Below are 26,145 nucleotides of genomic sequence, written 5' to 3' on the forward strand. Positions count from 1 at the left end.
AAAATGGAAATATTATTGTACAATTGTCTGGTTTTGCCGATAAAAGTAAGTTTAATAAGTTAATTTTTATTTTGTATGAATCTAGTGAATAAAAGAGAATTGACATTTGCACTGACAACACCGCTATATTATGTAAACGATGTCCCCCATATAGGCAGTGCTTATACAACGATCGCAGCAGATGTAATAGCACGATTTCACAGACTACTAGGGCATCAGGTATTACTAATTACAGGTACAGATGAACACGGGCAAAAAATTCAGCGAACGGCAGAAAGTTTAGGCAAAGCGCCACAAGAGTTTTGCGATGAAATTGTCCCTAGTTTCGTTAGTTTGTGGCAGTTATTAGACATTCAATACGATCGCTTTAGTCGGACTACTGCGCCTCGTCATGAAGCGATCGTCAAAGAATTCTTTGAGCGAGTCTGGGAATCTGGTGATATCTATCAGGGACAACAGCAAGGCTGGTATTGCGTATCTTGCGAAGAATTTAAAGAAGAACGGGATCTGCTAGAAGGACACCGTTGCGCGATTCATACTAACAAAGAAGTCGAGTGGAGAGACGAACAAAACTATTTTTTCCGCCTATCCAAATATCAAACTAAGCTGACAGAATTTTATCAATCTAAACCCGATTTTATTCAACCAGAAAGTCGGCGAAATGAAGTCCTCAGCTTTGTCAATCAAGGGCTGCAAGACTTTTCTATTTCGCGGGTAAATCTAGATTGGGGTTTTCCCATACCAGTTGATCCCAAGCACACCATTTATGTGTGGTTTGACGCGTTGCTAGGTTATGTTACAGCATTACTCGAACCCGATGCAGAACCGACTTTAGCAAATGCTTTAGAAACATGGTGGCCAATCAACCTGCACCTAATTGGTAAAGATATTTTGCGCTTCCATGCAGTTTACTGGCCAGCCATGTTGTTGTCGGCTGGCTTACCCTTGCCAGAAAGAGTATTTGGGCATGGCTTTTTGACTAAAGATGGTCAAAAGATGGGCAAAAGTCTGGGTAACACCCTTGATCCTGTTGCGTTAGTTCAGCGCTATGGTAGTGATGCCGTTCGTTATTACTTCCTTAAGGAAATCGAATTTGGCAAGGATGGAGATTTTAATGAAGTAAGGTTCATTAATGTTCTGAATGCAGATTTGGCAAATGATTTAGGTAATTTGCTCAATCGCACCTTGAGCATGGTGAAGAAATATTGCGTTGACAATAATGTTCCATCAATCGGTAATGAAGGAATTCCTGACGAAAATCCTTTGAAAACAATTGGTTTACGTCTAGGGGAACAGGTGAAACAAGCATATAAAGAGCTAGCTTTCAGTCAAGCTTGTGGTGTCATCCTTTCACTGGCACAAGCCAGTAATAAGTTTATTGATGAACAAGCTCCTTGGACATTATATAAACAGGGGCAGCAGGAGTCGGTGGAAAAAGTTCTCTACGCAGTTTTAGAATCAGTTAGACTGACAGCTTATCTGCTTTCCCCAATTATTCCGAACATTAGTAGCGATATTTATCAGCAACTGGGCTTTGGAATAGACTTTAACGATCAAATACAAAGTTCAGTTACCGCTCCTTTTGCCACCCATGCGACATGGGGGATACTATCTAGTAAACAACAGTTGGGTACATTCCAACCAGTTTTTAAGCGAGTAGAACCCCTAAAAAACGATTAGTCCTTATCAAAACTCTGATTTTGTTCAATCTCTTATTTTCTCAAAAAATTTATCGGAGCTTAATTTATATTAGCCCCGGAACATTATCATAAGCCGCTGTGACTAGCATCTAAAAGTTCGTAATTTGTATCAAAAATAACAGGGATAAAAATTGAGGTATCACAATGATGTTGAATAATTTTGAAACCGATTCAATATTTACGCCAGAACAAGTTTTGGAGAATCGGGGCAGGGTCGCCATATTTATTGATGGCTCAAATCTATTTTACGCCGCACTGCAACTAGGGATTGAAATCGATTACACGAAGCTGTTGTGTCGATTAACAGGAGGTTCTAGACTCCTGCGGTCTTTTTTCTACACTGGTGTAGATCGGACAAACGAGAAGCAACAGGGGTTTTTGCTGTGGATGCGTCGCAATGGCTATCGAGTCATTGCTAAGGATTTAGTCCAGCTACCAGATGGCTCTAAAAAAGCTAACCTGGATGTAGAAATAGCCGTAGATATGATGGCACTAGTAGATTCTTATGATACCGCAGTTTTAGTTAGCGGTGATGGGGATTTGGCTTATGCGGTCAATTCAGTCAGCTATCGTGGCGTGCGGGTAGAAGTGGTAAGTTTGCGTTCAATGACCAGCGATAGTTTAATTAATGTAAGCGATCGCTACATTGATTTAGAAGCCATCAAAGAAGACATTCAAAAAACCCCTCGCCAAAGCTATCCATACCGGCCGTTATCAGGTATCGGCTTTTTGGAAGATCCAAGAACTAGTGATGGACACCTAGAAATCCAAGAATAATGGCGTATCAATTTCATAAAAGAGGGAGACAGGGGGAGAAAAAAATTCAAAAATACTCCCTCACTCCCTCCTTCCTTTTTTTCCCTTTGATTTTTTTATTGATATTTGGTTTAGTCAGTTGTGGGGGAAAATCCCCCCCAGCCTCTCAAGAAAATCCTGCGGCTTCATCTAAGCAAGATAGCGATTTAACCTTCTTTGATGTCATCCTAGAACAGGCAGATGAAGTAGGGCGACCTATTTGGAGAGTCAGGGCTAAAACCGCAAAATACACCAAAGAGAAACAAATTGGTCAAGCTGAAAGCCCTTATGGTGAACTATATCAAGATGGTAAAGTAGTTTATCAAATCAAGGCAGATATCGCAGATATTGAACAAGATGGGAAGCAGTTGTTTCTTAAAGGTAAGATATTTGCCACAGACCCTAAGAATGGTGTTGTATTGCAAGGTAATGAGTTAGAATGGCGACCCAAAGAAGATTTGTTGATTGTCCGCAACCAGGTTAACGGTACTCACAAACAACTACAAGCTGTAGCACAAGAAGCGCGAGTTAAAACCCGCGAACAGCGCATGGAATTTTCTGGACGAGTAGTAGCAAATTCCACTGATCCCCAATTACAAGTAAGAACCGAGCATTTAATCTGGAATATTAAAGAACAAAAACTAATTGGCGATCGCCCTTTACAAATTGACCGCTACAAAAATGGTAAGGTTAGCGATCGCGGTAAAGGGAATTCTGCCGAAGTCAACTTAAAAACAAAAATTGCCACTATTCAACAGAATGCTCAACTAGATTTACTAGACCCACCAGTGCAAATAACTAGTAACTCTATGATCTGGAACATGAACGCAGAAACTATTACTACAAATTCTCCTGTGCGGATGTTCCAGCGTGTCGATAATTTCACCGTAACTGCCAATCAAGGTGAAATGAAAACACCACAAAAAACGGTTTATTTAACAGGTAACGTCAACGCCATTGGTCAGCGTCGCCAGTCTTTGAAATCTAATACATTAACTTGGTATTTAGACAATAAGTTAGTTGAAGCTCAGGGAAATGTGGTTTATCGGCAAGTTGATCCACCGTTAAATTTTACAGGTGAAACAGCTGTTGGTAATCTGCAAACAGAAAATATCGTTGTCAAAGGTGGCAGTTCTAGTGGTAGGGTAGTGACAGAAATTATTCCCCAAGACAAAGCCAATCGTCAGTAGTAGAGTTACGGGGAATGGGAACCAGACGGAGTGAGGGAGTCAGAAACAAGAATTAATAACCAATTCCCAATTCCCAATTCCCCAACCAGAAATTTTGGGTTGGTCAAGTACTAGGCTAGGATCTTAATATTACAAGTCCTTTGATAACCCATGAATGGATCAAACCGATTAGGCAAAGATTCCTTGCCAATATCCCAGCCAGTAGAACATTCCCAGCATCACCAAGTAGACCATGAGCATAAAGATCATACTCATGGGACTGTAGAGCCTGCTCATCCTCACATCCATAGCGAAGAGTCATTACGGCGAATTGTCAATCGATTATCGCGCATAGAAGGACATGTTCGTGGTATTAAGACAATGGTGCAGCAAAATAGCCCTTGTCCTGATGTACTACTGCAAATTGCCGCAGTACGAGGCGCATTGGATAAGGTAGCGCGAATTGTTTTGGATGAGCATTTAACTGAATGTATTGCTAGAGCCGCCCAAGAGGGTAATATTGACGTTGAAATTAAACAGTTAAAAGCAGCTTTAGATCGATTTTTACCTTAAAAATTATAAGTACATTTTGGCGTTAACTATCTTGCCAAGTAGCTAGCTACACCTAGTTATTAAACTTTTACTTGAGCGAAGTTATTACTTGAGAATAATGTATGGAAAATAAAAACAAAGAAAAAGCTATCAATCAAATTTTGCTGGGACTTGCTTTAAAATTTTTTCCATTGATTATTCTGGGATTATTTAAGACATATTTAAATATTTTCTTTCCTAATTTGAGTATATTTATAGCTGTTTTAATCGTAGGATTTTTTCTAGTAGGATATGTATTTTTTATTAAAGGATGTTATCTCTACAGTAAAACTAAAGGGTATTCGTATCAATGGGGATGGCTAGGGTTATTAAGTTTACTAGGCTTATCAATTTTATTACTTATTCCTTCAAAGAGAAATATAGCCTCTTTACAGGATGGAATCTTGGTAGATGAACCTTGGGATAAAATTAATATTCCAGAGTTATTCCTATCTTGGCTCATTGCCCTACCATTTTTATTGTGGTCTATATTAGGACTATTTTATTCATTCAATAATTTGAATTTTACCGACATAATAAAAAATCAAACTATCCTTAATTTATTAAATATAGTTTATAGCCTTCTTTGGGGATTTATATTATTAAAAACTTTGCAGAAAGCAGGGTTTAAGTTAAATAAAATTGTTGGCTATAAAAACTATATTAATTTTAAATTAATTGCAGTTATTTTTGCTATAGAATATGCTTTTGCACGGGGTTTTAATACCTTGACATTATACAGCATATCATTTGTTTTACCAAAATATGTAGAAACCTATCTTAATGACAAACCTTTTACTAATATTTCAGAAATGATCCTATGGAGCTTTTCAGTTATGCTCTTAGCTCCTATCATAGAAGAATTCTTTTTTAGGGGAATAATTTTGCAAAAATGGGCAATTAAATGGGGAGTAAGAGCAGGAATTTTAACTTCATCTTTGCTATTCGCAATTTTACATTTGAGATTTGATATTATTCCATTATTTGTCACGGGTATTATATCCTCGATTTTATATTTTAAAACGCGATGCTTAATAACATCAATCCTTTATCATTTTTTCTATAACACTATTGTTACAATTTTAAGTTTAATAGATTATTTCAACACACCAGCAATCGAAAGAAGTGCATTTGTTTCGGTAAAAGATTATCAAACTTCAGTACAACCGTTATTAAGTCAGCGAGTTTTTCTGCTAGCTATATCTATTCCCTTTCTTATATACTTTATTTATAAAAATTTCCCTAAAAATGATGCAATTATTCCTTATTATGCTAATGATGGCAAAAATTACGAGACAAATTAACTTTGTTTTTTCTTCTCAAAATTAACGAATATTCTGCTTTACTCTAAGTAGATAGGCATAATTAAACATAAAATAATATTCTAGTTCGTAGTGAGCGATTCATCGCTCAAAACAAGGATTATTAGGACTAAAGTCCCGACTACGAACTTTAATTTATTTGCGCCTACTTACTCATAAAAATATATCAGCTTTGATTTTATAGATGCACCATAAAAATGACTTTAAAACAATATAAAATCAACTATTGTTTAAATATAAATGGTAACAAGCCTATAATTATTTTTTTACACGGCTTCATGGGAAATATTCATGAATTTGATGAAGCCATAAAATTACTAGCGGAAGATTTTTCTTATCTCACTATTGACTTGCCAGGACATGGTAAAACTGAAGTTTTAGGAGGTGATAAATACTATACAATGGAATTCACTACTCAAGCAATAATCAATTTATTAGATGAATTCAAAATAGATAAATGCTACTTAATTGGTTATTCGATGGGCGGAAGATTAGCTTTATACCTAACTCTAAATTTCCCAGAACGTTTTATTAAAGTTGTATTAGAATCAGCTTCCCCAGGTTTAGCAACAGAAGCAGAACGATTAGAACGAGTTAGACGTGATGTTCAAGTAGCTAGAAAATTAAGTAGAAGTATTATTCAAGCTGATTTTACTGCTTTTTTAACTAATTGGTACAATCAACCAATTTTTAGTTATATAAAAAATCATCCACAATACAATCGCATGATAGAAAGTCGGTTGCAGAACAATCCACTAGAATTAGATAAATCATTACGCTTTATGGGAACCGGATGCCAAGCTTCCTTGTGGGAAAAGCTAAAAAAGAATAAAATACCTATACTATTACTAGCTGGTGAATATGATGAAAAGTTTATATCTATTAATACAAAAATGGCTCAAATATGTAAATTTACACAGCTAAAAATAATTAAAAATTCTGGACATAATATTCACTTTGAAAATACCTCGGCATTTGTAGAAAATATCAAATATTTTCTGTCTACAGTAAATTAGAAATTAAGATAACCTCATGGCTTCTTGACTGGTTTTATAGAAGGAGTTGCTGATGGTTTCAAATTCGGAACATTTTTTTGATTAGCTGCGGTTATTTCTTCTTGCAACATTTTCTGATAAACTTTAGGCAAAGAGCTACTCACAGAATTATTTTCTATACCATATCCTAGACTTGTCCAGGTGGGAGAGAGTCGCCGCAAAACATCATTTAACTTTCCCTGACGCAACATTTGAGAAAGATCGATTCCCCAAACTTTAGAATCACTTAACCAACGGTAAACTACTACATCTTGATATTCTGCTTCAAAACTATAAGCAGTCCAAAACATCATTTGCATCGGTTTTGGGTGATAACGCGGGGCTAAACGATACCAAGTAATGTTGATAATTTGATATCTCCCAGCAGCCGTAGAACAATTACCTGTGTTGGGGCCTGTGACAATTGTGACGCATATCTCAGGATGTCGGCTAAGATCGTTAACTTGCTGTCCACCATACAATAGCGAATAGGGACGGTTCCCACTGGCTTCACTTGCGGAGATGGTTCGCATTAAAGCGCGGATATAGGGATCGCCCTGTTTCATGACCAAAGGCGGCTGTTTATCTGCAAAGATGGGATCGGAAGGCGATCGCAAGTCTCCAATATACCATTGCAACAAATACACAAAGCCGAGAAGCGCGGCTATTGGGCCAATAAGTTTTTCAACACCTTTAAATTCAAAGCCTTTCAGAGTCCGACTCCTTCAAATTCGCTCTCTTTACTAACAAAAATCATCGACGAACTTATTCCACTAAAGTTCACACCTGATTGTTAGTTATATGGTATCCGTTATTCATCAGTGTTGTGAATCATAACTGTAGGAGTCCTATTTTATTCGTGAAAAATATAGATAATAAAACGAACCGCTAAGAACGCTAAGTACACAAAGGTAAGAAAGAAGAAAGAGAGATATAATTTTCACAAATGATTTTGGACTGCTATATATCAACTTATGACCTATGACTATGGAGTAGGAAATGCAATGATAATACAGATAAATGAAGAAAAATTTGAATTTGAAAAATGTTATAATCAAATAGTTAATTTTCCCAACAATTGGCTATGACAGCAGAAATATTAAAATCTGTTGAACCTACCCTTTACGAAGAAGATTATTATTTATGGGTAGAAACAACACTTAAACAATTAGAAACTAAAGACATTGAAAATCTTGATTGGCAACATTTAGCTGAAGAAATTGAAGCTTTGGGAATTGAACAAAGACGAAAAGTAGAAAGTTACTTAAAACAATTATTAATTCATCTTTTACTTTATCGTTATTGGGAAACTGAAAAAGAAAATTGTCAACGAGGCTGGCAAATAGAAATAACTAATTTCCGTGATGAGCTAGAATTTTATTTTCGTTCCAAAACACTTTATAATTATTCTCTTAACTGTTTAGATGCCGTTTATATTAAAGCCAGAAGGCAAGCAATTCAAAAAACGGGTTTAATGCCTGAGATTTTTCCAGAAGAATGCCCTTTTACTTCTGAAGATATTTTCAATAGTGAGTATTTCCCCGAATAAAACGAATTTGATGGTGAATGTGCGATCGCTCTCTCGTTCACAGATCAGCGATCGCTTCAGAAACTGAAATCAAGGGCGTTCAATTTAGATCAAGCAAGCTACTCGACAAAGTGCGATCGTTTTGACGAATAAAACCCTTTAGGATATCAGCACTGTTGAAATAGCTCCTTAAAGCTTTTTGAGGCTGCTTCAGGTTTGGCTACAATTTCGACAATTTTATTGCGTGCATCTGCTTCAAACAGCGCCTCAACAGCAACTTGGGCAACTTTTTGCCTGGGGATGCTACCGTCAAACAGTGTATCAGCGCTCTGCATCACGATCGCGTCAAGGTTATCTTCATTCTTCAACCCACCAGGCCGCACAATCGTATAGGTAAGACCACTTTTCTGGATATACTCTTCAGCTTGCTTTTTCCACACCAAAATCAGCCAAAACAAGTTCAGTGGATGGAAGAACTGCGAAGTACACAAAGAAGAAACTAAGACAAGATGCTCAATTCCCTTTCCTTTGGCAGCTTCTACTAAATTTTTAGTCCCTTCAAAATCTACTTTATAGGGGCCAGTAGGGTCAAAACTAGGTTTTGCACCAGTTGCAACCAACAAAACTGTACTATCTCCCAACGCAGCATTTAAACTTTCTGGTTGTAACACATCGCCTGCAACCAACTCGGCTTCAGGAGACAGAATACCTCTAGCTTTGTCAATATCCCGCACTAAAGCCCGGACAGGAATATTCCGCGCTATCAACTCTTGCACAATCCGGCGACCTGTTTCACCCGTTGCCCCTGCTACAAATGCTTTCATGAGAAATGTTATCCTGGGAAACTATTGTGTGCTTGTTCAGTTCCTTATTTTAGTAATTCTATGGAGGTGATTGCAGATTAATGAGGTTTTGGTCAAAATTGAATATTAGTGTGAAATGACACAGGTATGTGGGGAATTATTAATATAGACGAACGCCAAAATATACAGTAATGCATTTATGCTTTCAACAAACGGCGAATATAAATCCTGGGAAATAAAAGAAGCAGTTTTACCTGTAGCGTCGGGTCAAGAAGAAGCTAAGGAAACATTAACAGAGGCAAATGTAGCGACGATTACAAAATTTTATGGTCGCTATCAAGATTTTATGGAAATGCCTGCTCCAGCAGAGAAGGTTGCTGAGTATCTTAATGCTCACGCCTCATGGTTTTCTCGTTGCGCTGAACCTATGAAGGTGCAATTACTTGGGGAAAATGGCTACGCTCTAGTAATTGGTCGTTTTGGTGCTTTCGGTTATGAAGTAGAACCGAAAATTGGTTTGGAATTGTTGCCCCCAGACGAAGGTATTTACCGCATCCGTACAATACCCATTCCTGATTACCAACCGCCTGGTTATGACGTTGACTATCGGGCATCTCTACAGCTAATAGAAAACGATGTTTGCACTAGTATTGGCGAAGTTACGAGAGTTGAATGGGAATTGGATTTAGTAGTTGATTTGCACTTTCCTCGGTTTATTCAGCGATTACCCAAGTCTATAATTCAATCTACAGGCGATCGCTTACTTAACCAAATCGTCCGCCAAGTCTCCCGCCGCTTAACTCGCAAAGTTCAGCAAGATTTTCAGAAATCTTTGGAAATACCCCTTCCTGTTAATTCTAAACAAAAGCTTTGATTTAACAGTCCTTTGTCATTGTTCATACACTAATGACAAAGCGCAAAGTCTGAGCGGAGGTCTCCTCCGATCAGAACTTTGTAAGAGAGGACAAATGACAAAGAACTAAGCTTTAGTAAGAATTTTTTGGACAATTTGCACGCCAGTAACAGCCTGCCAAGCAAAAAGTCCCAAAAGGGTGAAATTTAGCAAAATATGAGTTGCACGTGCCCAATTTGCCCCTTTCTGCATATAAGGTGACAAAGCAGCAGAAAATGCAATCAGACCCGCCATTCCCAATCCTGCCAGTAGGTGAGGTTGCACAAACAACTTACCATTATTGATGTAAGTGACAGCCATCCCACCAATTGTACCTGCTACCATCAAAGCTAAGAGTATAGACCCGATTTGGTAGTGTCTGAGGTTATATCTACCTTTAATCAGCTCCTTCTTTTCTTCCCCCTGAGCATTTCTGGTACGCTGTACTTTCAGCCCCAAGTAGGCAGCATAAATTGAAAGTACTAATAGTGCCCACATAAGCACGGGATGGAAAAAGCTCAACCAATATTTGACCGATGCAGAAAGTTCCAGACTCATAGTGTTCTCGCCTAATTATTAAATCTTCATAAAAATTAGCATAACTCTATTCTTTGTGCTTAAAGTTGCACAAATTTAATAAATTTGGGCATGGGGAATTGGGAATTGGGCATTGAGGAAGAAACTTGTTAAATAATTCTGCCTCATCTCCCTCATCCCCTGCTATTTTCCTTTACCCTCTTGCCAAAGTGCATAAACAATCTCAGACTGAGTTTTGAGGGTAGACGAACAAAACCCCTGTGTGGGAATCTCATTCATGACTGAAAACAACGATACTTTGCTGCTAAAAGCTGCTAAAAGTGGTGATATAAAGGGGCTGTGGGTGCTACTAGCTGCTGGTGCGATGGTGGATACTTGCGATCGCCAAGGCACGACGGCGTTAATGTTTGCTGCCAATTTAGGATATACCGAAATTGTGCGATCGCTCTTAGATGCTGGTGCAAATATCAACTTGAAGAGAAAACTCTATGGTTTGACGGCTTTGATGTTGGCGGCTAGTGCCAAACAACTTGATATTTTGCAGCTTTTGCTATCCAAAGGGGCTGATGTCAATGCCACTAATGAAGATGGCAGCACAGCTTTAATGGCAGCAGTCGTCAAAGATCATATCGATGTAGTGCGAGTCTTATTAGCTGCTGGCGCGAAGGTAAATATCGCCGACAAAGATGATGATACTGCGTTGAAACTTGCCATTAAACAGGGAAACATAGAAGTTTTACAAGCAATTCTCCAAACTGGTGTTGATGTCAATATCCCAAATCAAGAGGGTGAGACACTTTTAACATTAGCGGCAGACTTAGGACATTTGGAGGTTGTGGAAGCACTGCTAGCAGCAGGGGCTGATGTGAATGTGAAAAACGCCGATGGTGGAACTGCATTATCCGCAGCAGCAGCAGGTGGACATAGTGCGATCGCAGCAGCTTTACTAGATCGAGGTGCTGAAATTAATCTCCAAGATCAAGATGGTGAAACTGCCCTACATCTTGCCGTTGTGGAAGGCTACATTGATGTCGTGCAAGTATTACTTAATAGGAATGCAAATGTCCAAATTAGAAACCGCCTGGGTGATACGTCACTGCTTGTAGCAGCCTTGCAGGGACATAGCAAAATTGTCGAGGCACTGCTGCGTTCTGGGGCAGATATTAATGGAAAAAATCTTGGTGAAGTACCTTTGACATTAGCTGCATCACAAGGACACACCCAAACAGTGAAAGTGCTGCTAGACTATGGTGCTGATGCCGACACTCCAGGGGATGATGGCAAAACTGCTTTGATCAAAGCAACCGAACGTAAGCACATAGAAATCTTACATTTGCTGCTAGCAAAAGGGGCAGATGTGAATTTTCAAGACTCAGCGAGGGCAACATCATTGATGTGGGCTGCATCTGGAGGTTATGGCGAAATTGTACAGTTATTACTCCAAGCTGGGGCGGATGTAAATTTGAAAAACCGGGGTGGTTATACTGCTTTAATGATTGCAGAATTTAATGGTTATAAAAATATAGTGCGGAGTCTGCAAAAAGCTGGGGCACAAGAATAGCCATTTAACTTAGAATTTTCAACTAAAATTTTTTTAGAAATATCTTGACGAATAATTAAATGAAGGTTACTAACTTAAATACCAAGTAAGTTTAAAACGACTAAGTTTAGACCTGAGAAACAAAGAAAACAAAACTCCGTCGTAGCTGTTGTGAACTTGCTACGGCGGAGAAAAGAAGAATTAAAACGCCAAGAGGGAGCAGGCTAAATGCTTGCGTGACAAGGATAGAAAGAAAGCAAAAATGAAGAAATAAATTTACCTTTTACTTTTTATCTTTGTACATTTTACCTTTTACCTGCTCTCCCCCTTGACGTTTCCTACTGTGCTAGATGTGCAAAATATATAGTTTTTACTTGAACGGAAATGTATTCTAAGGATCATTTTTGATGTATGATCCGAAAAGCTAAATACAAACAAGTCCTGAAAAAGGTTGATGTCTGACTATTTGGGCGATCGCAACGGAAATTCTAAGAAAAAATAAATTAAAAATTAAATTTAGTGCGTGAATACCAAGTTACCGAACCACTCTTAGGTTAGGGTTTTATGTACGAACTATAAGATTTGCAGAACAACTAGTGTCATATCATCAGTATTTTGCTTATCATCACCAATGAATTGCTGAACTTGGTCAAATAGGTAATCCACAATTTCCTCTGGCCCATTGCAGTACTTGCAAGCCGTATTGAAGCCAGTGACAAAATTATCTTCATCGAAGCGATCGCCACCAGCCGCCGCCGCATCGGTCAAACCATCTGTATAGTAAATAAGTGTATCACCAGGCTCTAACTGTACCTGAGCATCTTCATATTGGCTGTTAGCATCCAAGCCGATTAACATTCCTAGAGTATCTAAACGGCTAACCGTTTTCGTGGCTGCGTGCCACCATAAGGGAGGATTGTGTGCCGCATTGCTATAAGACAAAATTCGGCTATGGGGATTATATTCTGAGTAAAATAGCGTTACAAAGCGGTGGGAATTTTCTAAATCCGCATACATAACTCTATTCAAGTTTTGCAGAATTCTTGCTGGGGAATTACCATGTAGCACTTCTCCCCGTAGCATTCCCCGCATCATCGTCATAATCAGCCCAGCAGGGACACCTTTGCCCATAACATCTCCAATCACCAAACCCCAGCGACTAGTTTCTGTATCGCCTTTAGTCTTGGGGCGAATCTTATTCTGATTGGTAGCAATAAAGTCGTAGTAGTCTCCGCCAACACGATTTGCAGGTTTACAACGGGCCGCTAAAACTGCACCAGGGATTGTGGGACATTGACGTGGCAGAAGTCGCCGTTGAATTTCTGCGCCAATTTCTAGTTCTTGATCTAGGCGTTCTTTTTTTCTTAGTTCTACAGCTAGTTCATCGTTTTCGATCGCTACTGCTGTTTGATCTGCAACTAATCTAACTAACTTTTGCCTAGTTTCTGTCCAACTATATTCTGGATCGCGGCTCAATACATAAAGCCATCCCCTCTCTGTATGCTTCACCAGAATCGCCGTACCAAAGATTTGTACATCTGGCCCCAAATGGCGATGCATTTGATCATCTAAAATCCCCGTCGCATTGGCTAGAGGGGCAGTATTTGGCAAAAGCGTGATTTGACTGCTGGCTATTTCTAGCGCTTTGCGAATATTCTTGCGCTGTCCACTATCTTGCCAATGTAACTGTTCTAACCTGACTTGACCATTAGGTTTGTAGAGAAACAGGGCACTACCGTCTGCATCTGTCACTCTTGTTGCCATTAGCGGGATCAGTTCCAAAAACTGATTCAAATTATTGAAACTTCTCAGGGCAAATCCTAAAGAACTGAGCAAATCTTGAATTTTGTTCTGTTCCCGGTGCAACCTTGCCACGAGTTCTTTGAGTGCTACGACTGGTGTGACATCTGTCGTAGCACTACTATTGTTATCAGTGGGTTGAGAGGGCAGTTGAGACACAGGCACAGGTACTATTGCACTTTATATTGGCAGATTTTAGATTACTTATTAGCTTTTTGGCTTTCGCATTGCTAAACCATATTTAGACAAGAGTTGTCAGTTTAGCAAGAGTATAAAGACGTAACAGGCAACTTTTATCAGTATTTTATTTGCTTATTGTATTTTTGATGGAATATTAGTCATTTCAAACCATGTATTTTTAGTTAAAATCTAACCCGTAAAAATTACTAATTTTGCTGATAGTTCCAGAAAGCTTTTCCTTTTTTCATAACTTAATTTCCAAAGCATATCTCTAAAGTCATAAAAATACTTTATTAAAAGAATAATTTATAACGCTTTTAGGTGACTCTTTGGGCATAGGCAAGTAGGAAAATAGCAGTCTTTTGAGTGAAAATCTTTATAAGCGCTTAAATCGAGCTTGCTTTGGTAAAAAACAGACTTAGATTTATTCCCAAAGCTGGAAATATGTAAATAAGTCTTTAAATACTTAATTTGTATACCATAGTTGCTGCGATCGTTGCCAATGATTGACACTGAATCTAGAAAAAATATCTTCCAAGAACTTGAAGCCAAAACTCAAAAACAGTGTGGTTATTTAATCATCAGAATTGAAACCTCTGGATTACCTACAAAAATATTTGTAGATATTTTCGCAAGTAGGATCTGAAAATACACACAAAATGCAAGTTTATGGGTGTTTGTGTGTAACAATCAGATATCGCTGCTGCTACACACAAAAGCCATTTAGGGCGTGAAAAAAGGGCATTAGCTTGAAATTTTAGCAAAAGTCACCCATGTATTATGACAAACTTATGATTTTAGGACTTGGACTGTTTCTAGTTAGCTCAAGTGATAATACCAGATCAGTTATCCCTAAATTTATCAGTTTGTCAAGAAAATTTTTTAACTCCCAATTGTTCAATTAACCACTCAAAAGAGCTTCGACAAACTCATAGCTCGAAAAGGGGCGTAGGTCTTCAATTCCTTCGCCAGCACCAATAAAACGAATTGGTAAACCTAGCTGTTGCACAACGGCCAGGGCAACACCGCCTTTAGCAGTGCCATCTAGCTTGGTTAAGACAACGCCACTTAATTGGGCTGCTTGGGAGAAAACTTCGGCTTGCCGCAGTCCATTTTGCCCTAAAGTGGCATCTAAAACCAAAAGGGATTCTACTTTGGCATTTGGGGCTTTTTTGTCGATAATGCGCCGGATTTTACCGAGTTCGTCCATTAAATTTTTCTTATTTTGCAGTCGCCCAGCAGTGTCTACTAGAAGTAATTCTGTTTGCCGCGATTGGGCTGCTGCGATCGCATCAAACACAACTGCTGCCGGATCTGTATTTTTCCCAGGATTGGCAATTACTTCTACACCACTTCTACTACCCCAAACCTTCACCTGTTCGACGGCGGCGGCGCGGAAAGTGTCTGCTGCCCCAATCAAGCATTTATAACCAGATTTTTGTCCCAGGTGGGCAATTTTGCCGATGGTGGTGGTTTTACCGGCACCATTCACCCCAGTGATCAACCAAATATTCAAAGTTTCTTTTTCTGGGGTAAAGCTAGTTTTATTCGATGCAATGCTTGGTGCATCCAGCATATCCCGGAGAATTTTTTTCAGATAAGCGATCGCTTCTTCTGGTGCAGTAACTTCGTCTCGAAGTTTTGCCTGTAGCGCATTGATAATAAAGTCTGTCGCCTCTACACCCACATCAGCTTGCAGCAGTAATGCCTCAATTTCTGTTACAGCAGCTTGGTTAAGCGGCCCTTGACCAACGATCGCTTTCAGTTGGTTGAGAATACTCCGGCGAGTTTTGTCTAACCCTTGCCGGAGCTTTTTCAGCCATGTAATCTCTTCAATCGAAACGTCTTCTGGATTTCTACCTTGAGCCGCTAAAACCTTCGCTGACCAGACAAACCCATCATCAAATACTAGTCCGGGAATTTCCTCTCCGATCTCTGTTGTTGCCGCTACTGGCTGTACTACTTCCGGTTCTGCAACTTCAATGGCAGTGGCTATTAGTTGATCCAGTTTTGCTTGCCGTTCTGCTGCCGCCCGTTCTAAAAAGGATAAATTAGCTGGTGTTGTTGGCTGCGTTATCTCTGGTGCAGGTGTTTGTTCAACTTCACTTGTTATTATTTCTGGGCTTTCGACATCTGCTTCAACAATTGCAACTACTGAGGAATCTTCTGTAATTTCTTCCTCAGTAGCAGTTTGGATAATTTCTGGCTGTACTATTTCTAGAGTTGTATTAACAGGTTCTTCAGTTGCTTCTGATTCAGTGATTTCTGCAATTGCCGTTTCTACAGTTTCAGGTTCTGATGAGGCATTTTCTGAATCAGGTGGGGTTTCTACTACCTCAGTCTGTTGTTTTTGCTGAATATTTTTGTAAGCAGCTTTCGCAAATGCCAACAAGTCTGCCGTTGTGTCTGGTGCAGTTTCAGCCGTTGAGATTTCGGCTGGCTCTGGTTGGGGTTCTTGTGCAGGAAGAGTTTCTTCCTGTTTTTTATCAGAGGAATCGTTATATTGACGGCGGAACCAATTAAAAACCATTGCAGCAGTATTAGTTATATGAGTTATAAGTTATAAATTATGAGTTTAATTTAACTTTGCACTTTTTCTTGGGGTGAAAACTCCCTGGTTATCCTCACCTTTCAACACCAGTTTGAAGAGAATCGGTACAACACCAAGTTCTACTCCGTTCGAGAAACATCTTCCATTAGAGCAAGTTCCGCTTGGAGGAAGCCGCAGAAGCGGCTATAGATTTATCTCCATAGCAGTATAGGAATTACGAATTACGTTACTATGCTGTTTTTTTCTGATCGGTGACTCGGCGCAAAACACCGTTAATAAACCGATGACCGTCGTCTCCACTGTAGCGTTTGGCTAGCTCCACAGCTTCATTGATGGCGATGCTGTCTGGAACTCCTAAGAACTTCATTTCTGCCACAGCTATTTGTAGGATATCGCGGTCAATTTGGGCGAGGCGAGTTACTTGCCAATCGACTAAGGCAGTAGAAAGGAGTTCATCTATAATGTGTCGATTTTCGTTGACGGTGATCACAAGCTCTTTAGCATAATTACGGACTCCCTTATCCTGATTAGCTAGCTGAATCAATTCGGGGAAATCAACTGCCGTACCTAATTGATTGATTGCTGTTTGGGTACAAGCGATCGCTTCTTGAAGCATTGCTCTGGCAGAATCGAGGTCTGAGGCGCGAGTCTGGCTACTTAAGATGCGATCGTTACTGCGTTGCAGTTCCCCTGCGGCATTATCAAGGGTATCTTGCACTTCAGAAGTCAGAGTACGTACTGCTCCTAACACCAACTTGGATACTAGTTGATCGTCTGATAATGTATCTAATTTTTTGGGGTTGACTGGCAATTGGCTAAGACTTAAAAGCGCCAATTCACGAGCAATTTGCTGGGGTTTACGAGGTTGCATAAAAGTCAGGGGTGATTGTGCTAGAACTGATTAACTGGTGGGGCAAACTTACAAGTCTATCAATTTTGGCACAGTCAAACAATAACATTACGCATTTGCTTGTGACTTTGCCAGATTGATTTTAAGTTTCTTCAACGTGAATAACCTGCTGGTTGATTTCGTCGTGTTTGACTTCTATTGTGGATTCTTGTGGGAAAACCAAATGTCTATTAGGGGCGACAATACCACCTGATACAACTATTTTAAAAGCGTCTTCAATGGACATGGAGAGGTTCACCACCTCGTCTTCAGGAACAACTGCGTACCATCCGGTAGTCGGATTCGGGGTGGTGGGGATAAAAACACTCAGGACGGGGCGAGACATCTGGGCTTGGATATCACTGCTGATTGCACCAGTGACAAAAGCGATCGCCCAAATTCCTCGACGGGGATACTCTACCAAAATTACCCGACGAAATTTGCCATTAGAATCTTTTAGTATTGTTTCTAAAAGCTGTTTGAGAGTTTTATATACCTGTCCTGCTAAAGGAATTGCCTGTAAAAACCGCTCACCGAAATCTAATAACCACCGCCCAGCAATATTACGAGCCATCAAGCCCATCAATAAGATACACAGAAGTGGCACAGCTAATCCTACTAGTAAATTCAGTAAATTTACTACAATTGGGTTTAACCCATCAAAAGGATTCAGTTGTTTGGGAATTTGAGTGAGGAAGTTGATTACCCAATTAGCAATGGTAATTGTCAGCCAGATAGTGGTTGCTAGGGGAATTACTACCAACAAACCAGCAATCAGGTCGTTTTTTAAGTCCTGTTTTAGGCGATCGATTACCAAGCCCCGATTCTCCTGTTTTAAGCTAGAGGAACTTTTGTTATTGGTATCCATACCAGCAAATTCGTCAAATAGCAAAGGCTTTACTTGAAGCAACTTCGGCCGCAAGTAACTATCCAAAACGCTAGCAGCTTCCCTGCTACAGTAAAAACACGTACTTGTTGCTGGAAATCAGCTATTTTCCTACAAGCATACACATAGATTGGAACCAATCCGATGGCGGCTGGTTATTCTCAGACTTGTAAATGATTGTTGCAAGTCATTAGGTATTACTAATCTATCGCGCTCAATCAAAAGCTGCTCATGATTATGAAAGTACTACCAGGTAAACTGAGGAATTATTTTGATATGGTCAGTCACTGACTTTTGAGCGGGAGCGGCTTTTATGAAAATTGTCTGTTAAAAATATTAATTTATTATAAGCGATAGGGTCGCACAGCTAGCTGTGCAACCCTACTTCTAAAAATTCTGATTTTGCGATCGCACAGGTACGCGATCGCTACTTATCGATTTTACTGGTAATCCTTCTAATCTCCAGTCCCTACTTATGCCATATCAGCCTGTGTAGTTTCCGAATCCGCGCCTTGTAACTGTTGTGGATTCTCTTCTGCCAGAATTGTTGTTACATCTAAATTTGGTTTTGGTAGATACTTCATTTCCCAGACTTTCAGCAAAATCAAGTATTCGTAGAATGCTTGCAATGTACACCAAGCAAGTCCAGCGTGTCCATCTAAACATCCACCTAACATAAAATACATATATAGAAAGCGTAGCAACGGTCTAGCAGGTAAACGCAAAGACAAATCTTTCAAAGCGCGGCGTTTTTCGACTTCCGATTTGCCAAAAAATAAATCTTGCCAGTTGACCTTTCCCTGTTCTAGCTGATACAACGTTTCTTGAGCTTCATCTGTAGAATAACGGTTATGTTTATCAATCCAACGGCTCAAACCTTTGCTACAAGTATAGTGGGGGTATGTTTCTTTTAAAAAACTAGTTGCACCCTCACAAACTTCCCGCTCAGTATGACCGTAGTCTGTAAACCAGACTTTACCGTGGCGGAAGAGACGCATTTGGTAACGGGGATACTGTGTGCTGTAACGAATCCAACGATTCATGAACATGACACGTTCAGCCACGTAGTAACCGATGTAATCTGGATTTTGACTGGCTTTTTCGCATTCCGCGAAAAGTTCTGGTGTCATGCGCTCATCAGCTTCGAGAATATAAACCCATTCGTGCTTCCGGGGGATAGATTCCAACATCCAGGTGCGTTGGCGACCGTGGCTTTCAAAAGCGTGTTGGACAACGCGGATAGGATAGCTACTGGCAATTTCCACAGTGCGATCGCTACTGCATGAATCCACAACAATGATGTCATCCGATAGCATCGCTGATTCGATACAAGCAGCAATATCTAGTTCTTCGTTATATGTCAGTATGTAAATTGAGAACATTACCCAAGTTTTATAGTTAAAAGTTAATAGTCATTGGGCATGGGGCATGGGGCATTGGGAATTGCGAGTGCTGAGTAAGGAGTAAAAAGTTTTCTCCCCTTGCCTCCCCTGCTCCCTCATCTCCCTCATCTCCCACACTCCCCACTCCCGAAAGGACTAGCGGGCAGTAGCTCTAGGTTTACCACCTTGTACAGCACCCCTACCTTTTAAGCCTGTCCAGCCGATGATAATGTAACCAATGGATAACAGCAAACTGCTAATCCCAATCCGCAGCCCAGACTTCCAAGCAGTATCTTTAGCTTGTTGCTGTGCATCTTCTCTGCGCTGGCGAACTTGGCTCAATTGTTGAGTTCGCAGCGTCTCAGGATTTGTTTGTTGTTCGATAGCTTTGTCAAGTGCTTGAGGATCTGTTTTAGCCTTCTTCAGTAACTCTTTGATATTTGGAGGAATTTGAGAGCTATCAAGCGCTTGCTTATATTTTTGATCGTCCTTGAGGATTTCACTAAACTGAGCTTTGGTTTGGGTTCGCAGTTGATCTAGTTGAGCTTTTCCTTGCTCAGTATTCAGTTGTGCTTGCAATTGCGATAACCGATTGTTCAGTTGAGTTTCTGCCTGATCTGCTTCTTGGGCGATTCGATTGAGTGTTTGAGTCTTAGCTTGATTGACGTTATTGAGGTGCAGGGGAAAAATCAGCAAGAACATCAACCCTAAAATACTTGAGAGAATTATGGCGGGAAACCTTAAATCGATCCCTTGGGGGCGATCGCTTCCTGCATCAGCATTTTCAATCCAATAGGCAGCAAACAGCAGCCCCAGTCCGACTAGAGGAACAATCCCCCGATCGACTAGCGCTGTTGCCAAGTTAATTTGCCATACCCGATCCGTTGGTTGAAAGGGTAACAATAGAATCAAAAAGTCCACAAAAAAGGACAAAATGCAGATTATTCCAACTACCTTAACTGTGAGGGCAGTACTCACGGAAGTAAAACGGTTAACCATAGTTTTTCAAACTGGCGGTGAATACGAGTGATTTTCATATTTCAAGTTACTTGAATATTGTGCCCATGACCGTGACTGTTGTGTAGAAATACAAAGCAGACTCAATACTGGTAAAGGCCATTTGCCTCTTGGTTTTCAACTAGGCCACAGTAACATTTGTTATGTACAGTGTCTTCAGGAAAATCCTGGTGTTTTAAGATACTCATCACTTATATCCCCGACTTCTTCAAGAAGTCGGGGATATGGACAGCAACTTTTATTTATTGAAAGCGATGGGAAACTCCATCCCCTTGTGGGTGGAGTTTTTCATTACCCTATTCCCCTCATCTTCCCCGCAAGGGCTTGTTCCCAAATCGGCAGATCCTCTGGTCGGTCAATATCAGCTAAAGGCGACAAGTTTACGTATGATACATGAAGTTTCTGGGCAATGTCCACGGTTTTTTGGAATACTTGAGCAGTTCCCCAATCAATGTTAATGAATAACTCCGGGATGGGTTGGCGCAAACCAATTAAGTAATATCCACCGTCGATCGCAGGCCCAAGTACGAGGTCAAAAGTGTGTAACTTTTCAAAGGCTGTCGCTAAAATCTGGGCATTCACTCCAGGACAATCTGTACCGATGATAATTACTTTTTCTGCACCAGATTGAAAAGCATCAAAAAGCGATCGCGCCATCCGCGAACCTAAATCCCCTTCACCTTGAGACTGGTAAACCAAATCTAACCCCAGCCAGTCTTGCATCAGTTCCAAATCGCCACCTGCAAATCGCACTTCAACAGATATGGCAATGGCTTTTTGCAATTCCTGAACCTGAAATATTGTATGTTCAGTCATCTCCCGTTGGAGATTAGCAGCACCAATATTTCCCAAAGCAGGTATCAATCGGGTTTTTGTCTTACCTGGTTCTGGATAGCGACTAAAAATAATCAGGTGCTGTTTTGGGCTTGCTGGTAAGTTCAGCACAAAATACCTTCTTTGAATCAACTAAAAATATCTTAATAGCAATACTTGTCACTTTCGTTGGCTCTAGCATTATCTTTGCCAGTTCGCATAGCCCCCAAAATTGTAGAAACATACACACAACGTCTAGCTTTACCAGCATTCAAGCTGTAGAAGGTTATCTGTCCTAATCCAGCGATTGTACACTGATTTCCAATTTCAGAGATAGGACAGCCCTGGTAATTAAATAAAACTCGCCATATTTGCTGTGAAGGATGTTTTCGTAAAGTTGTTTCCTTTTTTCCTTTATTGTTTTCCTCTTGATAAATGCGAGTGTTTGGCTCAAGGTTATGCCATAAGCTGTCATTGTTTTTAACAACATCAGGAATGAATTGTTCTACTTCTGCTTGATGAACTGACCATTGAATGATATCATTTTGTATGCGAAAGCTAGCTTGCCAAGTCAATTTTTCCTTAGTGGCTTTGCTTTGAGCCTGGCGCATAGCAAGGTAAACTTGGTTCTGTGCAGTGTTAAGGCGGCGAGTCTCCACAAAAGCTAGCCAGTTGGATATTCCTAGCGTGGCTAATATACCAATTAATAAGACAACTACTAAAATTTCTGGTAGAGTAAAACCACTACTGGAGTCTTTATTAAAAACATTTTTTGTATTAACAATAGACGGTAAATACACCCGTATATCCATTTTCTATTCTGATTTTTTTAGCTATTTAACTGTTGAGCAATATTTTTTTTCTTCTTCGCTTTTTAATTCGCCTTGCTTAGTAATACTGTATAGTAAGGTAGGGATTATAATAATAATAACAATTTTCAATAACAGTTTGGAGGTGAAATTTATATTTTTAAGTCTTGAAGGATCGTTAAGAAAATAATTCCACAAAAATATAGCAGATGCTAAACCTTTTTGTCGATTCAACGGTTTTTGTAAGGCTTTACAGGTTAGGTATTTATATAAATTTGCTAGGCTTATATTCCAACTATTCTTAAGTGTAGAAGGTTTTTCTTTATAGGCTCTTTTAAGCACTTGTAAGCAGTATTTTTCCTGCCTGATAAGATTGGAAGAAACGGAATTACTACTTATACGATACAATATCTGCACAGATGGTACACAGATAAAATCAAACTTAGAGGCTAATCGTAGCCACATATCCCAATCCTGAGCCGCATTTAGAGACTCGTCAAAGCCACCTAATGTAATTAAAGCTTTTCTATAAATCAAGGGATTGGAACCATTCTCTAGAAAATTATTTAGTAACAAATTTTCATAAACATTTCCCTTAATATTGACGCGCTTGCCTGAAAGTACAAATTCGCCATTTTCATCAATATAATCAGTCCAACTATAAGCTACTTTTGCCGTAATGTTTTCTTGCAAAGCCTTTAATTGAGATTGAAGTTTGTCACGTGTCCACAGATCATCTGCATCTAAGAAACTAACAAATTCTCCAACTGCACGCCGTAGACCTCTGTTGCGGCTAACGTTTCCGCCAGCATTGGGAAAAGAAAATACTTGTATTCTGGAGTCTGGGATTTGTGTAATAACTTTTAAAGTTGAGTCTTCGGAACCGTCATTAATTATAATTAATTCTAGATTACTAAAAGTTTGATTTAGAACAGATTGAATTGTATAGCCAATAGTTTTTTCGCTATTATAAGCAGGTATAATTACAGATATTTTTGGTGATTTAGAGCTAGATTCAATCATTATTAACAGGCTAATTTAATTTTTTAACCCTCTGCCCAAATTAGATTTTAAGTAGTAAATAGGACTCATCATACTAGCCAAGTAAAACTCTATTTCAAAAAGAGCAATTAAATTAGTTTTCAATTTACCTCTATACTGAATGAGGTGCTGTAATACTCGACGTAAATTCCCTAAAATAGTTTTCAAAAAAACTATTGGTTTTTGCCAATTTTTAGTATTTATCAAGCGTAGCTGGAAAATACACAAGCCGCAACCACGCGCCAGAGTTAATAGGTAATCTCTTTCTAGTCGCCAATGCGGTATTTGATGGTAAGTATGCATAGTAGGGTTATACCAAATTTGCCAGCCTGCATAATGTATATAAAGCAATGGTTCATAGTCATCACCCTGCACCAAAATCCCAGGCAATTTACCGCTTAAATTAGGTCGTTGTGGTACATTTTCACACCATACTTGTTTCCTGACAACAAGTGCCGCCCCAGGAGGGAGTCTTAAGTTCTCTGCATCAAATAAATGTGGGTTTGAGCCATGTTCTCTGATAGCTAAAAAAGCTTGAATTATTTCAAAATTTTCTGGTGGCTTTACTTCAAAATCTCCATGAATCTGTCCGCCCCAAGCACCTGCTTGAGGATGCTCTAATCCAAAGGTATATGCTTGGGCTAACCAATCAGAATCAGGTAAATTATCATCATCTAAAAATGCTATTAGCTCACCTCTTGCCTCACGTACTGCCCGTAATCGTGCAAAAGCGGCTCCCTGCTCAGATTCTAAAAAATATCTTAAACGACAATTTCCATCATATATTTTTTGATAGTTATGAATTATTTCAGATGTGTTATCAGAACTATTGTTATCTACAATAATAATTTCCCAGCGAAGTTGTTCTACTCCTATCTGGTTTAAGAGTTTATCTAATATTTTAGGTAAGCGAGTTGCTCCATTGTATGCAGGAATAGCTACGCTAACATCTAAATTTTCAACTGCTAATTCAGCCAGAATACTTAATGTTTTCATAAATTATTTTTTTAAATACCCGTTTTTCCAAAGATATAAAGGGCTAATGAAACTACTTAAAAAAAGTTCCATTTCGCAAGCAACTACTAAATCTTGTTTTAGCTTAGTTCGATATTTGAGTAGGTGTAAAACAATTTTACGCAGGTCATTTATCATATAAGATAAAAGAGCTACTGGTCTATATATCTGTTTTATGTTAACCATTCTAGTTACATAACGGCTAAGTCCAATGCCTCGAAAAAATGGAATTAAATAATCTTTTTGTAAACGAGATTTGGGTATTTTGTGAGAAATTTCCATTTCTGGGTTATACCAAATCTCCCATCCTGATTTTTGGATGTAAGACAACATTTCTAAGTCTTCACTGGTAAGCATATTGCCTTTAACTCTGCCAGTTAAAATAGATTTATCTGGTACACTTTCTAACCAAGCTTGTTTACGGATAACAAGTCCAGCAGACGGTGGTAGTAATTTTTTAGCTGCTTCATATAATAGTGGCAAATTACCTCGCTCTGTAATTGCTAAGAATGGGGCAATTCGCTGGAAGTTTTCTGGTGGTTCTACTTCCCAATCAGGATGGATTTGGCTGCCATAAGCTCCCGCCTTCGGATATTTTTCACCAAAAGCATAAGCTGCTGATACCCAATTTGAGACTGGGTAGTTGTCATCATCTAGAAAACCTATGAATCTACCTTTTGCTTCTGCTACTGCCCTTTTTCGGGCATAGGCTGCTCCCTGTTGCGCTTCAAAGCAATATTTTAAAGGGTAAGGAGACTGCCAATTTTTTTGATAGGTTTGAACAAGTTTAGCTGTGTTGTCAGTGCTGTTATTGTCTACAACTATAATTTCCCAAGACAAATTTTCGGTGTGAAGTTGGTTTTGTAGTCGTTCTAGTAGTTCAGGCAAACGACTTTCACCGTTATAAGTTGGTATGGCTACAGTAAAGTCAAGGCAATTGTTCATTGCTCTAAAGTTATATTTCTAAGTGTGATGCTCTTTATAGTATGCTCAAGTAATGAACACACTATAAAATGTTACAATTTTTTCTTGTAGTTAATAATCAGTCAAACATATAAAACCAGATAGAATCCGACCTCTCTCTCAATTTTGCTATCTCTACCTCTATTTTATATACCGTATTTTTAGGTATCTTTTTTATTTTATTGATACAAGTGTATCTAATTGCACTCACTATCTTTTTTCCTAAAAGTTGCGCCCAAGAGAGTGTCCACAATGACGCATCGTTTTAAGCTATTAGAGGATGATCCAGAAGCCAGCACAATTTTTAAACCTGGTGCATCTGTTGAACCTGACGCGATTGTACCAAAGTTGGCATCTGGTGGTAGAGTACCGAGATAGTCAAAGGTAATAGTGTGTTGTTGAGTGGTAGAAGCGTATGGTGTAGACTTAGTGTTGGATATTGTAGTGTCAATTTTGTTTGGAGTAGCAATGTTAGTACTCAACAAAACTGAACCTGCTGGAATTTGCAAATCTCCGCCCAAACTTTGCCAGCTATTGTCAGTTAAGGCAATACCAGAGGAACTGCTGGGATAAACAGCAACTTTTATTACATTGGTGCTATTAGTTGTAAAACTGACACTGTAGCTAAGTTTTTTGTTTTTAGCTGTTTGCTGTGCTTGCTGTATGGAGGCTAAAACGGCATCTTGAGCTTTATTCAAGCGTTGTCGGTTCACAAAAGAAAACCAGCTAGGAACTGCGATCGCTGATAAAATTCCGATCATTAGCACCACTACAAGCACTTCTATTAAGGTAAAGCCAGAATCCTGTTGACGATGAAATCGCTCCTTGGTATCTTTATTACACATCTTAGTGTGTAATAACTTTAAAGTTAGGTTGCCCATAATGCTCC

General features: G+C 39.3%; 25 protein-coding genes. 9 read left to right on the forward strand and 16 right to left on the reverse strand.

Annotated features, from left to right (window positions below):
- The first annotated feature begins 75 nt into the window (after nucleotides 1-75).
- The 6 genes from metG (at nucleotide 76) to menH (ending at nucleotide 6,593) form a co-directional block, all read left to right on the forward strand.
- Nucleotides 76-1,680 carry a methionine--tRNA ligase gene (gene metG / locus V7K98_RS05130; protein WP_335019749.1) on the forward strand — a complete coding sequence of 535 codons (1,605 nt, stop codon included), beginning with the start codon at nucleotides 76-78 and terminating at the stop codon, nucleotides 1,678-1,680.
- Nucleotides 1,681-1,847: 167 nt separating this feature from the next.
- Complete coding sequence (locus V7K98_RS05135) at nucleotides 1,848-2,477, forward strand: LabA-like NYN domain-containing protein (RefSeq protein WP_041565095.1); 630 nt, start codon at nucleotides 1,848-1,850, stop codon at nucleotides 2,475-2,477.
- Nucleotides 2,477-3,685, forward strand: a complete 1,209-nt coding sequence (gene lptC, locus V7K98_RS05140) for an LPS export ABC transporter periplasmic protein LptC (RefSeq protein ID WP_335019750.1) — start codon at nucleotides 2,477-2,479, stop codon at nucleotides 3,683-3,685. Before V7K98_RS05135 ends, lptC begins: the two co-directional genes overlap by 1 nt.
- Before the next feature lie 150 nt (nucleotides 3,686-3,835).
- Nucleotides 3,836-4,237 carry a metal-sensitive transcriptional regulator gene (locus V7K98_RS05145; RefSeq protein ID WP_335019751.1) on the forward strand — a complete coding sequence of 134 codons (402 nt, stop codon included), beginning with the start codon at nucleotides 3,836-3,838 and terminating at the stop codon, nucleotides 4,235-4,237.
- A gap of 101 nt (nucleotides 4,238-4,338) precedes the next feature.
- Complete coding sequence (locus tag V7K98_RS05150; protein ID WP_335019752.1) at nucleotides 4,339-5,559, forward strand: CPBP family intramembrane glutamic endopeptidase; 1,221 nt, start codon at nucleotides 4,339-4,341, stop codon at nucleotides 5,557-5,559.
- Between the two features lie 215 nt (nucleotides 5,560-5,774).
- Nucleotides 5,775-6,593, forward strand: a complete 819-nt coding sequence (gene menH, locus V7K98_RS05155; protein ID WP_335019753.1) for a 2-succinyl-6-hydroxy-2,4-cyclohexadiene-1-carboxylate synthase — start codon at nucleotides 5,775-5,777, stop codon at nucleotides 6,591-6,593.
- Between the two features lie 14 nt (nucleotides 6,594-6,607).
- Here the strand turns inward: menH and V7K98_RS05160 are convergent, their stop codons facing one another.
- Nucleotides 6,608-7,258: a glycoside hydrolase family 24 protein gene (locus tag V7K98_RS05160; RefSeq protein ID WP_335019754.1), complete on the reverse strand. Its 651-nt coding sequence runs from the start codon at nucleotides 7,256-7,258 to the stop codon at nucleotides 6,608-6,610.
- 437 nt (nucleotides 7,259-7,695) lie between these two features.
- Here V7K98_RS05160 and V7K98_RS05165 point away from each other — a divergent pair, with 437 nt between their 5' ends.
- Nucleotides 7,696-8,160, forward strand: coding sequence for a DUF29 domain-containing protein (locus V7K98_RS05165; RefSeq protein WP_335019755.1), 465 nt, complete (start codon nucleotides 7,696-7,698; stop codon nucleotides 8,158-8,160).
- A gap of 146 nt (nucleotides 8,161-8,306) precedes the next feature.
- Here V7K98_RS05165 and V7K98_RS05170 read toward each other — a convergent pair whose 3' ends face one another.
- Nucleotides 8,307-8,963 carry an NAD(P)H-binding protein gene (locus tag V7K98_RS05170; protein WP_335019756.1) on the reverse strand — a complete coding sequence of 219 codons (657 nt, stop codon included), beginning with the start codon at nucleotides 8,961-8,963 and terminating at the stop codon, nucleotides 8,307-8,309.
- A 178-nt stretch (nucleotides 8,964-9,141) separates the two neighbouring features.
- Between V7K98_RS05170 and V7K98_RS05175 the strand changes: the two genes are divergently transcribed.
- On the forward strand, nucleotides 9,142-9,816 hold the full coding sequence (locus tag V7K98_RS05175; protein WP_335019757.1) for a DUF1997 domain-containing protein: 675 nt from the start codon (nucleotides 9,142-9,144) through the stop codon (nucleotides 9,814-9,816).
- Between the two features lie 105 nt (nucleotides 9,817-9,921).
- Here V7K98_RS05175 and V7K98_RS05180 read toward each other — a convergent pair whose 3' ends face one another.
- Complete coding sequence (locus tag V7K98_RS05180) at nucleotides 9,922-10,392, reverse strand: DUF4079 domain-containing protein (protein ID WP_335019758.1); 471 nt, start codon at nucleotides 10,390-10,392, stop codon at nucleotides 9,922-9,924.
- Between the two features lie 256 nt (nucleotides 10,393-10,648).
- Between V7K98_RS05180 and V7K98_RS05185 the strand changes: the two genes are divergently transcribed.
- Nucleotides 10,649-11,932, forward strand: coding sequence for an ankyrin repeat domain-containing protein (locus V7K98_RS05185; protein WP_335019759.1), 1,284 nt, complete (start codon nucleotides 10,649-10,651; stop codon nucleotides 11,930-11,932).
- Between the two features lie 552 nt (nucleotides 11,933-12,484).
- Here V7K98_RS05185 and V7K98_RS05190 read toward each other — a convergent pair.
- The 13 genes from V7K98_RS05190 to V7K98_RS05250 all read right to left on the reverse strand — a co-directional run bounded on the left by V7K98_RS05190 (nucleotide 12,485) and on the right by V7K98_RS05250 (nucleotide 26,137).
- Nucleotides 12,485-13,876 carry a PP2C family protein-serine/threonine phosphatase gene (locus tag V7K98_RS05190; RefSeq protein ID WP_335019760.1) on the reverse strand — a complete coding sequence of 464 codons (1,392 nt, stop codon included), beginning with the start codon at nucleotides 13,874-13,876 and terminating at the stop codon, nucleotides 12,485-12,487.
- A gap of 916 nt (nucleotides 13,877-14,792) precedes the next feature.
- Complete coding sequence (gene ftsY / locus V7K98_RS05195; protein WP_335019761.1) at nucleotides 14,793-16,421, reverse strand: signal recognition particle-docking protein FtsY; 1,629 nt, start codon at nucleotides 16,419-16,421, stop codon at nucleotides 14,793-14,795.
- Between the two features lie 250 nt (nucleotides 16,422-16,671).
- A complete protein-coding gene (nusB, locus tag V7K98_RS05200) occupies nucleotides 16,672-17,313 on the reverse strand; it encodes a transcription antitermination factor NusB (protein WP_335019762.1) in 642 nt (213 codons plus the stop codon).
- Nucleotides 17,314-17,434: 121 nt separating this feature from the next.
- The gene (locus V7K98_RS05205; RefSeq protein WP_335019856.1) at nucleotides 17,435-18,199 is read right to left on the reverse strand and encodes a DUF502 domain-containing protein; all 765 of its coding nucleotides are present in this window, start codon (nucleotides 18,197-18,199) and stop codon (nucleotides 17,435-17,437) included.
- Between the two features lie 491 nt (nucleotides 18,200-18,690).
- Nucleotides 18,691-19,599, reverse strand: a complete 909-nt coding sequence (locus V7K98_RS05210) for a glycosyltransferase family 2 protein (protein WP_335019763.1) — start codon at nucleotides 19,597-19,599, stop codon at nucleotides 18,691-18,693.
- Between the two features lie 16 nt (nucleotides 19,600-19,615).
- Nucleotides 19,616-19,735 carry a histidine kinase gene (locus V7K98_RS05215; protein ID WP_335019764.1) on the reverse strand — a complete coding sequence of 40 codons (120 nt, stop codon included), beginning with the start codon at nucleotides 19,733-19,735 and terminating at the stop codon, nucleotides 19,616-19,618.
- A gap of 20 nt (nucleotides 19,736-19,755) precedes the next feature.
- Nucleotides 19,756-20,598, reverse strand: a complete 843-nt coding sequence (hpsJ-B, locus tag V7K98_RS05220; RefSeq protein WP_335019765.1) for a hormogonium polysaccharide biosynthesis protein HpsJ — start codon at nucleotides 20,596-20,598, stop codon at nucleotides 19,756-19,758.
- A 309-nt stretch (nucleotides 20,599-20,907) separates the two neighbouring features.
- A complete protein-coding gene (locus tag V7K98_RS05225; RefSeq protein ID WP_335019766.1) occupies nucleotides 20,908-21,561 on the reverse strand; it encodes a TIGR04282 family arsenosugar biosynthesis glycosyltransferase in 654 nt (217 codons plus the stop codon).
- Nucleotides 21,562-21,593: 32 nt separating this feature from the next.
- The gene (locus V7K98_RS05230; protein WP_335019767.1) at nucleotides 21,594-22,241 is read right to left on the reverse strand and encodes a pilus assembly FimT family protein; all 648 of its coding nucleotides are present in this window, start codon (nucleotides 22,239-22,241) and stop codon (nucleotides 21,594-21,596) included.
- Nucleotides 22,242-22,262: 21 nt separating this feature from the next.
- Nucleotides 22,263-23,261, reverse strand: a complete 999-nt coding sequence (locus V7K98_RS05235; RefSeq protein ID WP_335019768.1) for a glycosyltransferase — start codon at nucleotides 23,259-23,261, stop codon at nucleotides 22,263-22,265.
- Nucleotides 23,262-23,276: 15 nt separating this feature from the next.
- Nucleotides 23,277-24,275: a hormogonium polysaccharide biosynthesis glycosyltransferase HpsE gene (gene hpsE / locus V7K98_RS05240; RefSeq protein WP_335019769.1), complete on the reverse strand. Its 999-nt coding sequence runs from the start codon at nucleotides 24,273-24,275 to the stop codon at nucleotides 23,277-23,279.
- 3 nt (nucleotides 24,276-24,278) lie between these two features.
- Entirely contained in the window at nucleotides 24,279-25,238 is a 960-nt protein-coding gene (gene hpsE / locus V7K98_RS05245) for a hormogonium polysaccharide biosynthesis glycosyltransferase HpsE (RefSeq protein WP_335019770.1), read from the reverse strand.
- 215 nt (nucleotides 25,239-25,453) lie between these two features.
- On the reverse strand, nucleotides 25,454-26,137 hold the full coding sequence (locus V7K98_RS05250) for a type II secretion system protein (RefSeq protein WP_335019771.1): 684 nt from the start codon (nucleotides 26,135-26,137) through the stop codon (nucleotides 25,454-25,456).
- Nucleotides 26,138-26,145 lie beyond the last annotated feature (8 nt).

The sequence above is a fragment of the Nostoc sp. genome (assembly GCF_036917435.1).
Lineage (GTDB): Bacteria > Cyanobacteriota > Cyanobacteriia > Cyanobacteriales > Nostocaceae > Nostoc.